The sequence below is a fragment of the Halorubrum sp. Atlit-26R genome (assembly GCF_003666015.1).
Classification (GTDB): Archaea; Halobacteriota; Halobacteria; order Halobacteriales; family Haloferacaceae; genus Halorubrum.
The window spans coordinates 454,257-469,148 of sequence record NZ_QPLT01000001.1 but is presented as its reverse complement, the minus strand read 5'-3'; the positions used below and the strand labels follow the sequence as shown (position 1 = coordinate 469,148).

Here is a 14,892-nt window from a genome sequence, read left to right as displayed (position 1 = left end):
GCGGTCCGCGCGACCGCGAACAGGCCCGACCGTCAGTCGTCGCGCTCGTCGTCGTCGGCGCGCTCCTCGTCGACGCAGTCGGCTATCGGGCCGACGATCGCCTCCGCGACCGCGTACGGGTCCGTCTCTCGGTCCCGGACCCGCTCCGCGAGGCGGTCGATCCCGCCGTGTCGCTCGATCTCGGCGGTCGCGAGCGCCCCTACGTCGGCCCGCACGAGCGTGCGGATCTCCTCGGCGTACCGGCGCCGCTCGGTCGTCTCGATCTCGCCGGACTCCCGGAGGTGCGCCGCGTGCGCGTCGAACGCCTCGATCAGCGCCGCGACCCCATCGCCGCTGTTCGCGACGGTCTCTAACACGTCCGGCGTCCACGAGTCGTCGGAGTCGCCCGCGTGCGCGTCGGAGTCGCCGTGCCCGGAACCGCTCGCGCGATCGCCGTCGTGGTGGCCGTCGCCGTGGTTGCCGCCGTCGTGGTGGCCCGTTGCGGAGCCGCCCCCGCCGGTCGAGGCCATCGAGGCCGCGCCGTGATGGCCGGCGCCGCGGCCCGTGGTCCCGCCCTCGCGGCGGTGGACCATCTCCTCTAACTCCGCGACGGTCCGCTGTGCGCCGTCCATGTCTGCCTTGTTGACGACGAAGACGTCGCCGATCTCCAAGATGCCGGCCTTCAGCGTCTGGACGTCGTCGCCGGAGCCGGGCTGGACGAGCACCGCGACCGTGTCGGCGGTGCGGACCACGTCCACCTCGTTCTGCCCGGCGCCGACGGTCTCTAGGACCACGACGTCCTTCCCGAAGGCGTCGAGCGCCTTCACGGCGTCCGCGGTCGCGGTCGAGAGACCGCCGAGCTGCCCGCGCGCGCTCATCGACCGGAAGAACACGTCCATGTCGCCGACGTTCGACCCCATCCGGATCCGGTCGCCGAGGACCGCCCCGCCGGTGTACGGCGAGGATGGGTCGACCGCGATCACGCCGACCGTGTCGCCGCGGTCGCGGTAGGCGGCGGCGAGCTTGTCGACGAGCGTCGATTTCCCGGCGCCGGGCGAGCCCGTGATCCCGATCACGTCCGCGCCGCCGGTGTGCTCGTGGAGCGCGGAGACGATCGCGCGGTAGCCGGGCGTCCGGTTCTCGATCTTGGTGATGACGCGGGCGAGCGCGCGGTGGCTCCCCGAGAGGAGGTCCTCGACGAGCGCCGCGTCGTCGTCGGTGAGCGTCGGCGCGTCCGCGAACGCGGGTGCGTCCGGCCCGGCCATCTACGCGCGCTCCGGGACGTTGTTCCGGATGAACTCGATCGTCTCCTCCATCGGCGTCCCGGGGCCGAACACCTCGGCGACGCCCAGCTCCTTCAGGTCGGCCTCGTCCTCGTCCGGGATGATCCCGCCGACGAGGACGAGGGTGTCGTCGAACGCGTCGTACTCCTTCAGCCCCTCGATCACCTTCGGGACGAGCGTGTTGTGCGCGCCCGAGAGGATCGAGATGCCGAGCACGTCGACGTCCTCCTGGACCGCCGCCTGGACGATGTCCTCCGGCGCCCGGTGGAGGCCGGAGTAGACGACCTCGAAGCCGGCGTCGCGGAACGCCCGCGCGATCACGTGTGCGCCCCGGTCGTGGCCGTCGAGTCCGACCTTCGCGACCAGACACCGGACGGCCCGCTCCTGCTGTTCGGCGCTCATACACCCTTCTGTGTCGCGTGCGGGTTTGATTCTAACGGAAGATGGGGAAGGTTCGGGCGGCCGGCCGGGTCGGTCGCTCGGTTCGGCTTCCGCGACCGACGCGTTGAACGCGCGAGCGACCGTAGTCCGCCCGATGACCGACAGCGACGACGATTCTGCGGCCGGCGCTCCGGGAACCCCCGAGAGCTCGCTCCCGGCCGAGACGCGTATCGGCCGCGCCGCGCTCCGGGTCGCAGACTTGGACGAGACGACCGCGTTCTACCGGGACGTGGTCGGCCTCGTCGTCCTCGACCGCGACCCCGAGCGCGCGACGCTCGGGGTCGACGGGACGCCCCTGCTCGTGTTGGAGCGCGACGCCGACCGCCCGGCCCGGGCCCGAAGCGAGGCCGGGCTCTTTCACACCGCGTTCCGGGTCCCCTCGCGGGCCGCGCTCGGCGAGGCGCTGGGGCGCGTCCGGGAGCGGTGGCGGCTCGACGGCGCCTCCGACCACCTCGTCAGCGAGGCGTTATACCTCGACGACCCCGAGGGGAACGGCGTGGAGATATACCGCGACCGCCCCCGCGAGGAGTGGCCCGTCGACGACGACGGCACGGTGCGGATGGCGACCGATCCGCTCGACGTCGAGGGGGTCGCCGCGGCGGCGGCCGGCGAGGGCAAGGAAGGCGGCGCTGACTCCGCCGCAGTCGTCGACCGCGCCCCCGCCGACACCGACGTCGGCCACGTCCACCTCGAAGTGACCTCGCTGTCGGCGTTCGAGGCCGTGTACGTCGACGGTCTCGGCTTCGAGGTCGGGATGAGCGGCCCGGACGTGCAGTTCGTCGCGGCCGGCGGCTACCACCACCACCTCGGCGCGAACACGTGGCGGGGGCGGACGACCCCGGCCGCGGGGCAAGGGCTCGCGTGGTTCGAGGTCGTCGTTCCCGACGCGGCCGCGCTGGAAGCGGCTCGGACGCGACTCGACGCGGTCGCGGGCGAGAGCGACGTCGAGTTCGCTGTCGCGGAGCGAGCGGACGGGTTCGCCGTCACCGACGCCGACGGGATCGAGGTCCGGGTTCGGGCAGCGGAAACTCAGTCTTTATAAAGGAATGCGGTGGCGCGCGCCTGCGAGCGGCCGCCGAAGGCGGCCGCGAGACAGCGCGTGCGAGGGAGTCAGTCGCCGGAGCGAAGCGGAGGCGACTGACGAGGCTGGGGGGGCGTGAGGTTGCGTTCCCGCGAGCGACCAGCGGGAGCGAGCGGGAGCACGGAAGTCGCAGCCCGCGCAGCGAGCAAAGCGAGCGAGCAGGACCGTCTTCCGGTGGTGCTGTGCGGGGTGGGACTCAAAGGGGCAGTCACCGGCGGCGAAGCCGCCGGTTGCCCGTGGCGCGTCGCGCCACGCTGCCGCGAGGACGAAGCACGGCGATGCAAGGACCACAAAGAGCGAGCGAAGCGAGCGACTGAGGACCGCAGCAAGCCGCGCGAGTACTCGCGGCTGGGGCTTTGGCGGTGTTGTCTGCTGATCTGTCAGCACTCATTTATAAGCGAGCGGCTGGGGCTTTGGAGGTGTTCGTCGTCGATCTGCCAGTGTCGATTTATAAGTATACGGCTGGGGCTTTAGCGGTGTTCGCCGTCGATCCGCAAGCAACCATTTATAAACGAGTCGCTGGGAGTTTGGAAGTCTCCACGGTCGATCCGCGGTCAATCACTTATAAATTGAGAACTCGAGCGTTCGGAGGTAGCGGCTGTTGCTCCAGGTTTAACCATTTATAAGTGCGTACTCGAGCGCTGTCGGATGTCGCGAACCGAGCAACCGCTGTGTCAGTCGTCACCCGACGATCGTCCGGAGCGTCGACTCGGTCAGGAACGTGGTGATCCCGAACGCCTCGGCCGTCATCCAGCCGAGGAAGGCGACGTACATCGCGAGGAAGACGTACCCCTCCTCGGTGGTGATCTCGAAGTCCGTCGCGGCCATCACCACCACGACGAGGGTCGTGTAAAACAGGAACAACAGGAGCGGCACGGAGGTGAGGAAGCCGATCGAGACGCCGCCGGCGAGGATGACGCCGATCGGGAGCGCGGCGACGAGGTTGAACGTGTTCGTTCCGAAGACGTTGGCGACCGCGGCGCGCTTGTCGCCGGCCTTGCCCATCTTCACGCCGACGAGCAGGTCAGGGAAGGAGCTCAGCGCCGACAACACCGTCACGGAGATGAGGAACGACGGCGCGTCGAGCGCGTCTGCGATCTGTACCGTCATGGTGACCATCGACTCGACGCCGACGAGCACGACGACCAGCCCGACCGCGAACAGTCCGGCCTGTTTGGGGATGTTCGTCGATTCGGCCCGCTTGAGGTCCGAAGCGCCGCTTTTCCCGCCGGCGAGGAGAATGACGTACACGCCGTACAACACCACCAGGCCGACGCCCATCTGCGGGGTGATCCGCGCGATCTCCCGCCCGTCGGTCCCGAGGACGCCCAAGGCGATCACGCCGAAGAGGGCGAGAACGGCGACCATGTAGAAGATGGCGTCGCGGTAGACGATCCCCTGCGTCGTCGTCGTGTCGCCGCTCGTGATGGAGACGGCCGCCGGGATGACGAGTATGTTGAACACCGCCGTCCCGATGAGCGCCCCCGCGCCGACGCCGAAGTCGCCGAGCACGAGCACCGAGATGAGGATAATCGCGAGTTCGGGGAACGACGTCGCGGCCGCGACGATGAGTCCGCCCTGAATCGCCTGCGAGACCCCGAAGTGGTCGCTGATCTTCGAGGTCGTCGACTCGATGACGTTCGCGCCCTTCCAGGTCAGCAGGAACCCGATCGCGCCCAAGGCGATCCAAACGGCGAGCGACTGGTCTCCGACGAGCTCCTGCAGTACGGTCACGTTCGGTCAGTGGGCCCGGAGTCGATTATGGGTTCCGGAGACGCCGAGACGGAAGCCGGTCGCCCGCGGCAGGCCGAGCCGCGCTCAGTAGATCAGCTCGTCGTCGTTCTCGATCATGTACAGCGTCCGCGCCGCGACGTTGACCGCGTGGTCCGCGACCCGTTCGAGGTCGCGCACCGCGAGCAGCGCCTGCGACACCTCGTCGAGGGAGGCTTCGAGCGCCTCGCCGCCCGTCGTCGCCGGGCCGTCGCGCGCCGCGTCGCGGGCGCGGTCGGCCTCTAAGAGCTCGCGGACGACCGCCTCGCTCGCCTCGCGACAGCGCTCGTCGAACGCGTCGTCGCTGGCGGCGATCTCGCGGCAGGCGTCCGGGTCGCGCGCCGCGTAGGCGGCGACCGCGTCGGCGACCATCTCCCGGGCGCCGTCCCCGAGGTCGCGCACGTCGACGGCGTCGTGGACGCCGCCCTCGGGACCGCCGTACGCCGCGACGTTCGTCGCGAGGTCCGCGACGCGTTCGAGGTCGGTGATGATCTTGAACGAGGCGGTGACGAGCCGGAGGTCGCCGGCCACCGGCTGCTGGAGCGCCAACAGCTCGGTACACTCGTCCTCGAGGGCGAGGTACGTCTCGTTGACCTCGTGGTCGGTCTCGATCACCGACTGTGCGAGCTCGTCGTCGCCGGTCACCGCGGCCTCGATCGCGTCGTCGAGCCGGGCGCAGACGGTCTCGCCCATCGCGACCACGCCCTCGCGGAGCTCGTCGAGGCGCACCCGGTAGTTCTCGCGGGGCATCTATCCGAACTTCCCCGTGATGTAGTCCTCGACGCGCTGTTCCTCGGGGTCCTCGAAGATCTTCGCGGTGTCGTCGTACTCGACTAACTCGCCGCCCGTGAGGAAGACGGCGGTCCGGTCGGAGATGCGGGCCGCCTGCTGCATGTTGTGCGTGACGATGATGACGGTGTACTCCTCCGCGAGGTCGTCGATGAGGTCTTCGATCTTCGAGGCCGCGACGGGGTCGAGCGCCGAGGTCGGCTCGTCCATCAGGATGACCTCCGGGTCCGGCGCGATGGCGCGGGCGATACAGAGGCGCTGCTGTTGGCCCCCGGACAGTTCGAGCCCCGAGGAGTCGAGCTGGTCTTTCACCTCGTCCCACAGCGCGGCGCCCTTCAGCGACTCCTCGACGCGCGCGTCGACGTCGCCGTCGAAGTCCTGGATCTTCAGGCCGTACGCGACGTTGTCGCGGATCGACTTCGGGAACGGGTTCGGCTTCTGGAACACCATCCCGATCTTGCGGCGCAAGGCGACGGGGTCGACGTCGTCGTCGTACACGTTCTTGCCGCCGAACTCCACGTCGCCCTCGACGCGGCAGATCTCGATCATGTCGTTCATCCGGTTGATACACCGGAGGAACGTCGACTTCCCGCAGCCCGAGGGGCCGATGAGCGCGGTGACGCGCTTCTCGGGAATCTCCATCGTCACGTCGTCGATCGCCTGCTCGTCGCCGTAGAAGACGTCGAGGTCGCGGGCCGCCACGGCGGTGCCGGCGGCGGGCGCCGCGCGGCCGTCGTTCGAGTCCGTCTGTACCTCCGTCGTGATGAGCGAGTCGTCCGTTGTGCTGTTACTCATGTTAGCTCCCCCGTTCCGCGCGGTTCCGCAGCAGAATGGCCGTGCCGTTCATGCCGACGAGAATGATAAGCAGCGTGATAACGCCTGCGGCGACGACGCCGTACCGGAAGTCGGCCTGCGGGAAGCCGGCCCACGTGTAGATCTGCATCGGCATGGCGCTGAACCGGCTGAACAGGCTGTCCGGCGCCCTGAACACGGTCGTCGCCGCGCCGATCATGATCAGCGGCGCCGTCTCGCCGATCGCCCGGCCGAGCGCGAGGATCGTCCCGGTGAGGATCCCCGGCATCGCCTCGGGCAGCACGACGTTCTTCGTCGTCTGCCAGCGCGTCGCGCCCATGGCGTCGGAGCCGCGCCGGAGATCGTCCGGGACCGACCGGATCGCCTCCTGGGCGGAGATGATCGTGATCGGGAGGATGAGCAGCGACAGCGTCAGCGCCGCGGTCACCGCCGTCCCGATCCCGAGCCCGAGGAGGTTCGCGAACAGCCCCAAGCCGAGGAGCCCGTAGACGACCGACGGGACCGCCGCGAGGTTCGCGATGTTGACCTGGAGGATCCGGGTCAGCGTCCCGAGCGCCCCGCTCTCCGGGGTGTACTCCTCCAAGAAGACGGAGGTCCCGACGCCGAGGGCGAACGACAGCACCGCGACCATCGCGATGATGATGACGGAGCCGACGATGGCCGGATAGAGGCCGGCCTGCTCCGGCGTCCGAGAGGGCGCCTGTGTGAGGAACGACGCGTCGAGCCACGGGTTCGGCGCCGGGACGCCCAACGCCTCGACGATCAGCGCCCCGGCGATCGCGCCCGCGGCGAGGAGCAGCGGGAGCCCGAGCCCGGCGAGCCCCTCGCCGCCGTCGACGACGCGGGAGACGTACACGGCCGTCGGCACGCCGGTCAGGACGATCGCGAGGAGCACGGTCGGAGCCGGCAGCCCGGCGCCCGCGGCCAAGAAGCCCCCCGCGGTCGCCGCGGCGAGCGGGACGCCGCCGACGACGGCGCCGGCGGTGCGCCCCCTGCGGCCGGCGACGAGGAACGCCCCGGCGGCCGCAACAGGGATCGCGATCGTCCAGAGGTAGATGATGAGGTCCGACGGGTACGTCGCGACCACGTCGCGGAGGAACACCGCGGCGGTCAGTCCGACGAGGCCGACCGGCGCCGCCGCGGTCCGCGCCCGCGGCGACGAGCGAACCCGGCCGAGCGCGTACAGCCCGACTGCCGGGAGGACGCCGATCGTGTACGCGAGGAACCACAGCAGCGCGTCGAGCACCAAGAACAGCGTGCCGACCGCGAGACCGACGGCGACCCCGCCGACGAGCCGGCCGAGAAGTCCGAAGCCGACCGCGCCGAGCCGACCGCGGCTCCCGACGTAGGCGAGGTACGCCGTGACGGGGGCGGCGACGACGAAGAGGTACGCGAGCTGCCAGTTGAGCCGCGGGATCGGGACGAGAAGGGCCTCAATCGCGGAAAACAGCACGGCGACGGCGACGAGCCCGCCGCCGAGCGCGACGAGCGCTCGCCGAGTGACGTCGCGGTCGTTCGCGCTGTACAGGCAGAAGGCGAGGAACGGGACGACGAGCGTGAGGAAGTACGTCAACAGCCACTCGGGGCTGGCGTTCGCCAGGTCGAAGGCGTCGATGGCGACGTACACGAGCAGCACGCCGAGCGCGACGAGGCCGAACACGCTCGCGCCGAACGAGAGGTACTCGAAGAGGATCCCCCGCACCCGGCTGACCTCGCCGAACCCGTCCGCGTTCGGATTTTCGGTCGCCATCAGTACTCCTCCCGGTAGCGTTGCGCGATGATGTCGCTTATCACGTTCATAACGAGGGTTACCACGAACAGCGCGAGGCCGAGCGCGAACATCGAGTTGTACGGCAGCGTGCCGCCGGTGAGGTCGCCGCCGGTGATCTGGACCATCGCGACGGTGATCGTCATCCCGGACTGGAGGAGGACGTCGGCGGGGTTAACGAACGGGATCCCGAACAGCGCCTGCTGGACCTCCGGCATCCGCGCCTGCGCCCCCATCGCGACGACGACGATCATCGTCTCGCCGATGGCGCGGGAGACGGCGAGGATGTACGAGGAGGCGATCCCGGAGATCGACGCCGGGACGACGATGCCGGTCGACACCTCGAACTTGGTCGCGCCGAGCCCGTAGCCGGCCTGCCGCAGTTCGTCGGGCACCGCGCTCATCGCGTCCTCGGAGATCGACGACACCATCGGGATCGTCATGATCCCGACCATGATCGACGCCGCGAGCGCGTTGAACGTGCTCATCTCCGGGAACAGCGTCGCCTTCAGCGCCGGCGTGACGTACACTAAGGCGAAGTACCCGTACACGACCGTCGGGATCCCGGCGAGGATCTCCAGTAGGGGTTTCAGGATCGACCGGGCGTTCGGGGTCGCGTACTCGCTGAGGTAGATGGCGGTGAGCGTCCCGATCGGGATCGAGATGAACGCCGCGGTGATCGTCACCGTGAGGGTGCCGATCAGCAGCGGGATGATGCCGAACGCCTGCCCGCCGCCGGCCGGGTTCGGGCTCCAGTTAGTGCCGGTGAGGAACTCGGCTATCGGAATCGACCGGAAGAACACCACCGCGTCCGACAGGAGCGTGACGAAGATCGCGGCCGTCGTCAACAGGGTGATCGCCGCACAGGCCGCGAACAGGCCGCCGTAGGTTCCCTCCTTCAGTCGTGTGAGCCCGCCCCGCCGGGTCAGGTCGGGACTCTCTGTGCTGTCAGTCACGAACGGTCGGGTATCGAACGCTGTCGTAAATCAATACACCGGTTCATCGCGGGCGAACTACTCCTGCGCCTGCTCGATCGCGTCCTCGAGCTTCCCCATCTGCTCTTCCTGCGTCTCCTCGGTGGCGGGGACGTAGCCGACGTCGCCCGCGACGAGGTCCTCGTTGGTCGTCTGCTCGACGAAGTAGCGGGCGAACTCGGCGATGTGCTCCTCGCCCAGCGACTCGATCGACGGGTACGTGAACAGGGGCCGGGAGAGGGGGGTGTACTCGCCCGACGAGGCCGTTTCGAGGCTCGGCTCGACGGGGCCGTCGCCGTCGTCGATGCCGAGCGCCTTCAGCTGGTCGGGGTTCTGGAAGTAGTACGCGAAGCCGAAGTAGCCGATCGCGTACTCGTCGCCGGCGACGCCGTTGGCGATGCTGTTGTCCTGCTCGGTCGCCTGGTAGTCGCTGGTGTGGCCCTCCTCGCCGAGGATCGCCTCGATGAAGTAGTCGTAGGTGCCGGAGGTGTCGGCGGCGCCGAAGCGGTTTATCTCCTCGTTCGGGAACTCGTCGCGGACCTCGTCCCACGTCTGGACGGGGTCGGCCCGCCAGATCTGCGCGAGCTCGTCGGTCGTGAGCGAGTCGATCCAGTCGGCGTCGGGGTTGACGACGACGGTGAGCGCGTCGGTCGCCGCGATCAGCTCGACGTACTCGACGCCGTTCTCCGCGCACAGCTCCTCCTCCTCGGGCTGAATCGGGCGGCTCGCGTTGTTGAAGTCGGTGTCGCCCGTACAGAAGAAGTTCGAGAACCCGCCGCCGGACCCCGTCGAACTGATGTCGGGGTCGATCTCCGGGTACTCCTCGGCGAAGTCCTCCATGACCGCGCTCATCAGCGGGAACACGGTGCTCGACCCCGCGATATTGATCGGGCCCGACAGCGAGCTACCGCCGTCGGAGCCGCCGGACTGCGTACAGCCCGCGAGCCCGAGCGCCCCGGCACCCGCGATCGCCGCGAGCGATTTCCGCCGCGTGATTCCCGCTGTGTCCGCGTCGTGGCTGGAAGCCATCACCTGTTGGTGGGCGAGTTCCGGTTAAGTAGTATGCTATGAGGGGTACGGGGTGACGCGTACGGCCCCGTACGACTATGTTCTACTATATACGCTATATAGCTGCGCGCGTTCGGCGGACCGCCGCCGTCGGGTCGAGCGCGGGGCCTCCGGCCCGTCCGCGGTCCCGAACCGAGACGTGGTTTTAAGTACCCGTACCGGGAGAACCCGGACGAATGACCCCTCCCACCACCGACGGGCCGCCGGCGCCGACCACCTCCCGGGAGGAGGCGTGGGTGGCTCACGCCGCGCTGCTCGACGCCGCGCGGCGCGCGACCGACGAGGACGTCGCGTACCGCCGTCCGATCGAGTCGATAGAGCGGGGCGCGGCGCTCGACGACGAGGACATCGCGCTGCTCCGGGACGCCCTCGTCGACTACCTCGGCGACGCGCCGGTCCGCGACCGAGCCCCCGGTCGCGCGCTGTTGCGCCGCACCGACGACGCGACGGACGCGCGGTCGCGGCGCGCGTAGCGTCGACGACCGCGGGAAAAGAACGCCCGACCGCTACGAGCCCGCCTCCACCGCCTCGATCAGCAGCTCCGCGACGTCGACGATCTCGACGTCCTCCTCGAAGTTCCCCGTCTTCCGGCCGTCCTCGAACATCGTCGTACACATCGGGCAGGCGACGACGAACTTCTCGATCTCCGACCCCGCGTCGGTGTCCTCGACCGCCTCGCGGAGGCGCTCCTCGCTCGGCTTCACCTCCTCGTCGTGCTCGGTCCAGAGGCCGCCGCCGCCCCCGCCACAGCAGAAGGAGTCGTCGCGCGAGCGCGGCATCTCGTGGAGGTCGGCGCCGGTCGCGCGGATCAGCTCGCGGGGCGCCTCGTACTCGTCGTTGTACCGGCCGAGGTGACAGGGGTCGTGGTAGGTGACGGTGTAGTCGAGCTCGTCGCCGGCGAGGTCGAGCCGGCCGTCCTCGACCAGTTCCTCGACGACCTGCGTCCAGTGGAACACGTCGACCTCGCCGTCCGGGTTCCACGGGTCCTCGCGGTCGAACGGCATCATCGGGTCGTCCGCGAACTCGGCGAAGTCGACCTCGGGGTACTCGTTTTTGATGGTGTTGTACGAGTGCGGGTCGGTACAGACGATGTTCTCGAACTCGCAGTCCGCGAACGTCTCGACGTGGTGGCCCGCCAGTTCGAGGTAGAGGAACTCCTCGCCGATCCGGCGGATGTCGTTGCCGTCGGTCTTCTCGTCGTCGAATAAGATTCCGAACGACACGTCCGCCTCGTCGAAGAGGCGGGCGAGCGCGCGAGCGACCTTCTTGTTCCGGTCGTCGAAGCTCGGGTAGTCGCCGACGTACCAGAGGTACTCCACCTCGGTCTCGCGGGCGTCCGGGACCTCGACGGCGTCGTCGAGGTCGTCCGCCCAGTCGCCCCGCGCCGACTGCGACTCCCCGAAGGTGTTCCCCTTCTGCATCACGTCTTGGAACACGTCCTGGAGGTTCGAGTCGACGGCCCCCTCGTCGACGAGCTGGCGGTTCATCTTCGTGAAGGAGGTGAGGTGTTCGATGTCGACCGGGCAGGCGTCCATACACGCCATACAGGACATACACGACTCCATCGACTCGGCGTCGATGACGCCGCCCTCGTCGGCGACGATCGGGACGGTGCCTCCATCCGCGCTCGCGACGCCGCCGTCGGTGGCGACCGCTCCGCCGCCCGACCCGGCCACCGGGTCGTCGCTCACCGATTCCCGGTACGCCTTCAGGTCGAGGATGACGTTCCGCGGGTCGAGGTTACGGCCGACCGTGTCGGCGGGGCAGGCGTCGGTACAGCGGCCGCACTTCGTGCAGGCGTCGCCGTCCATCAGCTCCTTCCACGTGAAGTCCTCCAGCGACTCCGCGTTGGAGTGATCGAGGTCCGCGGGGACGTTCGGGAGCCGCGCGCCCGCCTGCTCGTCGCGGGCGACGACGTTCGCGAACGAGGAGATCATGTGGAACGGCTTCGCGTACGGGATCCACGCGACGAACGCGAACGCCAGCAGCGAGTGGCTCCACCAGAGGACGCCGTACGTCGCCTCCGCGCCCGCGGCCGTGAGTCCGGCCGCCTCGAACCCGGTCGCGAGCGCCATCCCGACGAAGCTCACGGTCTCGGTCGCACGCTGCGGCTGGCCGACCATGCTCACGCCCTCGACGACGAACCCGCCGACACCGAGCAGGAAGAGGGTCCAGACGAACGCGTCGTCCTCCAGCGAGGTGTGTTTCCCCCACAGCCGACCCTCGCGGGTCCGGTAGCGCCGGTAGCCGGCCATGCCGACGCCGACCACGAACAGCAGGCCGAACGCGTCGACGGCGAACTGGTAGGCGAGGTAGAAGTCGCCGACCCAGAAGGACTCGCCCGTGAGCGGGCGGTAGAGGTCGATGTCGATCCCGAGGATGGTCGTCGCGACGAGGAGGACGAGGAACCCCCACAGCACGAACGTGTGCATCACGCCGGTGTACAGGTCCCCGTCGAACTGGTTCTCGTTCGCGAGGACGGTCTTCGTGGCGTCGGCGACTCGTCCGGGGAGGTTCGACAGTCTGTCTCGCGGGTCCGCGCTCCCGCGCGCGTACGCCGCGAACCGGGCGTAGACGCCGTACAGGAAGACGAGGACCGCGACGGCGGCGAGCCAGTAGAACGCCGCCTTCCCCACCGGACCGATCGTCCAGAAGGTCTCTCGGGTGGCAGCCTGCAGGGGAGTCATGATCGATCAGCCGGATACGGTCGGGTTAAAACTTGCCACAACGCGGAGTTCGTCGCTCGGCGTTCACGCGGTTCCCGGATCGGGCCGCGCTCCGCCGACACGCGGCCGCCTCACGCGACCCGAAGGACCGCGGCCGCGAACATGGCCGCCGCGAGCGCCAGCGCCGGCGCGTCGACGCGGCGGAACGCTAAGCGCGGGAGCGTCGGGTTCCACGCGAAACAGCGGGCGACGAGGGCCGTCCCGAGCCGGTCGGCCCGGGAGAGCGCCCGCGAGAGCCCGCCGACCGCGACGAGCCGCATCCGCTCGCGGCGGGAGCGTTCAGCGCCGAGCCGGGTCCGGACCGCCTCGCGCGTCGCGACGAGGTCCCGCTTCAGCAGGGGGAGGAACCGAAAGACGAGCGCGACGCCGACGCCGAGGAAGACGCCCGGGCGGCCCGGAACCGTCCGCTGGAGCGCCGCGCGCGACTCGCGGACCGGCGTCGAGCGCACGTACGCGGCAGCGACGACGAGCAGCAGGAGGACGCGGTAACTGGCGAGTCCCGTCGTCGCGGCGCGCTCGACCCGAAACCACGGCGCGCCGAGCGTCGCGCCCGCGACGAGGGGGGCGAAGAGCAGGACGGGAAACGCGACGCGGTAGCTCCACAGGTCCCGCGGCCCCCCGTCGGCGGCGAGCAGGCAGCCGACGGCGACGAGCGTGAGGACGACGAGCCCCCGCGGCGTGGTGTACGCGTACGCGACCGCGGCGAACGCGACCTGAACGAGCAGCTTCGACCGCGGGTCGAGCCGGTGGGCGAGCGAGTCGCCGGGGGCGAAGGACAGCGTCATCCGGTCGGCTCGTCGAGTCCGCGTCCCTCCGGCACCCGTACGTCCAGCCCGGGGAGCGCCGAGACCGCACCTTCGGGCGGGGCGTCGACCGCGACTCGCCCGTCCGCCAGCCCGACGATCCGGTCGGCGAGCGCGGCGACGTCGCGGAGGTCGTGGGTGACGACGACGACGCTCGTCCCCTCGCGGTGAAGCGCCCGAAGCCGCGCCACGACCGACCGCCGGGCGGGCTCGTCGAGGCCGGTGAACGGCTCGTCCAACACGAGGTGGTCGGGTTCCATCGCGAGCGCGCCCGCGATCGCGACGCGCTCGCGCTCGCCCCCGGAGAGGGAGTCGATCCGGTCGCGCCCCCGGCCCGCCATGTTCACGGCCGCGAGCGCCTCGTCGACGCGCCGCTCGATCTCGTCGTGCGCGAGTCCGAGGTTCTCCGGCCCGAACGCGACGTCCGCGCCGACGGTGGCGGCGACTAACTGGTCTCGCGGGTCCTGGAACACCATCCCGACCGCCGAGCGCGCGGCGACGAGGTCCTCGTCGACCGGCGTTCCGTTCACCGAGACCGTTCCGGCGTCCGGCTCGACGAGTCCGTTGAACGTCCGGACGAGCGTCGTCTTGCCCGACCCGTTCGCGCCCGCGACGACGAGGAACTCGCCGTCGGGGACCGAGAGGGAGGCGTCGTCGACCGCGACGGTGGCGGCGGAGCCGTCAGCGTCGTCGGAGTCGCTGTCGCCGTCCGCCCCGTTACCTCCCTCGCCCCCGCCCCGGCCGTACCGGCAGGTGACGCCGTCGAGTTCGATCACGGTTCCGCCTCGCGTGCGCTCACGAGCGCCTCACGCCGCGGCGATCGCGTCGGACCGCACGACGCCGACGGCGGCGGCGATCTTCAGGGCCTCGGCCGGGAGGAACGCGGCGGCGCCGGCAGCGATCGCCTCGATCGGCCCGAGCGACAGCACCAGCATGAGGCCGGCCACGCCGAACCCGTAGATGACGACGGTGCCGAGGACCATCGCGCCGACGAGCGTCGGGAGGCCGACGGAATCGAGGTCGCGGAGCGTCGCGCCGCGGTGGACGACCGCGCCGACGACCGCCGCGGCGACCGGGTACGACCAGAGGTAACCGGCCGTCTGGCCGACGAGCTGGCCGAACCCGGCCGACCCGCCCTCGAAGACGGGCGCGCCGAGCGCCCCGGCCGCGAGGTAGAGGACCAGCGACGCGCCGCCCCACACCGGACCGAGGAAGATCCCCGCGAGGAAGACGCCCAACACTTGAAGGGTCACGTCCACGGGCGAGACCGGGTTCGGGAACGTGACGTACGCGAACGCCCCGACGAGCGCCGCGAACAGCGCGGCGCGCGCGAGGTTCGTCGCCGCCTCGTCGCCGACGAGGTCGACGGACTCCGTGTTCGTTGCCATACCCGAACG

The 14,892-nt window shown here is 70.1% G+C and carries 14 protein-coding genes; 2 read left to right on the top strand and 12 right to left on the bottom strand.

Annotated features, from left to right (window positions below):
- Window positions 1–32: 32 nt before the first annotated feature.
- Window positions 33–1,244, bottom strand: coding sequence for a methylmalonyl Co-A mutase-associated GTPase MeaB (gene meaB, locus DVK07_RS02250; protein WP_121595520.1), 1,212 nt, complete (start codon window positions 1,242–1,244; stop codon window positions 33–35).
- Window positions 1,245–1,664, bottom strand: a complete 420-nt coding sequence (locus DVK07_RS02245; protein ID WP_121595519.1) for a cobalamin B12-binding domain-containing protein — start codon at window positions 1,662–1,664, stop codon at window positions 1,245–1,247.
- 133 nt (window positions 1,665–1,797) lie between these two features.
- Here DVK07_RS02245 and DVK07_RS02240 point away from each other — a divergent pair, with 133 nt between their 5' ends.
- Window positions 1,798–2,745: a VOC family protein gene (locus DVK07_RS02240; RefSeq protein ID WP_121595518.1), complete on the top strand. Its 948-nt coding sequence runs from the start codon at window positions 1,798–1,800 to the stop codon at window positions 2,743–2,745.
- Window positions 2,746–3,465: 720 nt separating this feature from the next.
- Here the strand turns inward: DVK07_RS02240 and DVK07_RS02230 are convergent.
- The 6 genes from DVK07_RS02230 to DVK07_RS02205 form a co-directional block, all read right to left on the bottom strand.
- Entirely contained in the window at window positions 3,466–4,518 is a 1,053-nt protein-coding gene (locus tag DVK07_RS02230; protein ID WP_121595517.1) for a sodium:calcium antiporter, read from the bottom strand.
- An 84-nt stretch (window positions 4,519–4,602) separates the two neighbouring features.
- Window positions 4,603–5,304, bottom strand: coding sequence for a phosphate signaling complex protein PhoU (gene phoU / locus DVK07_RS02225; RefSeq protein WP_121595516.1), 702 nt, complete (start codon window positions 5,302–5,304; stop codon window positions 4,603–4,605).
- Window positions 5,305–6,138, bottom strand: a complete 834-nt coding sequence (pstB, locus tag DVK07_RS02220; protein WP_121595515.1) for a phosphate ABC transporter ATP-binding protein PstB — start codon at window positions 6,136–6,138, stop codon at window positions 5,305–5,307. It abuts the gene before it with no gap.
- A gap of 1 nt (window position 6,139) precedes the next feature.
- On the bottom strand, window positions 6,140–7,906 hold the full coding sequence (gene pstA, locus DVK07_RS02215; RefSeq protein WP_121595514.1) for a phosphate ABC transporter permease PstA: 1,767 nt from the start codon (window positions 7,904–7,906) through the stop codon (window positions 6,140–6,142).
- Complete coding sequence (pstC, locus tag DVK07_RS02210) at window positions 7,906–8,880, bottom strand: phosphate ABC transporter permease subunit PstC (protein WP_121595513.1); 975 nt, start codon at window positions 8,878–8,880, stop codon at window positions 7,906–7,908. Before pstC ends, pstA begins: the two co-directional genes overlap by 1 nt.
- 57 nt (window positions 8,881–8,937) lie before the next feature.
- Window positions 8,938–9,927: a PstS family phosphate ABC transporter substrate-binding protein gene (locus tag DVK07_RS02205; protein WP_121595512.1), complete on the bottom strand. Its 990-nt coding sequence runs from the start codon at window positions 9,925–9,927 to the stop codon at window positions 8,938–8,940.
- A 215-nt stretch (window positions 9,928–10,142) separates the two neighbouring features.
- Between DVK07_RS02205 and DVK07_RS02200 the strand changes: the two genes are divergently transcribed.
- Window positions 10,143–10,439, top strand: coding sequence for a hypothetical protein (locus DVK07_RS02200; RefSeq protein WP_121595511.1), 297 nt, complete (start codon window positions 10,143–10,145; stop codon window positions 10,437–10,439).
- 33 nt (window positions 10,440–10,472) lie between these two features.
- On the opposite strand, the gene DVK07_RS02195 is transcribed toward DVK07_RS02200, so the two are convergent.
- The 4 genes from DVK07_RS02195 to DVK07_RS02180 all read right to left on the bottom strand — a co-directional run bounded on the left by DVK07_RS02195 (window position 10,473) and on the right by DVK07_RS02180 (window position 14,883).
- A complete protein-coding gene (locus DVK07_RS02195; protein WP_121595510.1) occupies window positions 10,473–12,653 on the bottom strand; it encodes a (Fe-S)-binding protein in 2,181 nt (726 codons plus the stop codon).
- A 110-nt stretch (window positions 12,654–12,763) separates the two neighbouring features.
- Complete coding sequence (locus DVK07_RS02190; RefSeq protein WP_121595509.1) at window positions 12,764–13,477, bottom strand: energy-coupling factor transporter transmembrane protein EcfT; 714 nt, start codon at window positions 13,475–13,477, stop codon at window positions 12,764–12,766.
- Window positions 13,474–14,271, bottom strand: a complete 798-nt coding sequence (locus tag DVK07_RS02185) for an energy-coupling factor ABC transporter ATP-binding protein (protein WP_121595508.1) — start codon at window positions 14,269–14,271, stop codon at window positions 13,474–13,476. Before DVK07_RS02185 ends, DVK07_RS02190 begins: the two co-directional genes overlap by 4 nt.
- A gap of 30 nt (window positions 14,272–14,301) precedes the next feature.
- Window positions 14,302–14,883 (bottom strand): biotin transporter BioY, encoded by a 582-nt coding sequence (locus DVK07_RS02180; protein WP_121595507.1) that lies wholly within the window; start codon window positions 14,881–14,883, stop codon window positions 14,302–14,304.
- Window positions 14,884–14,892: the final 9 nt, after the last annotated feature.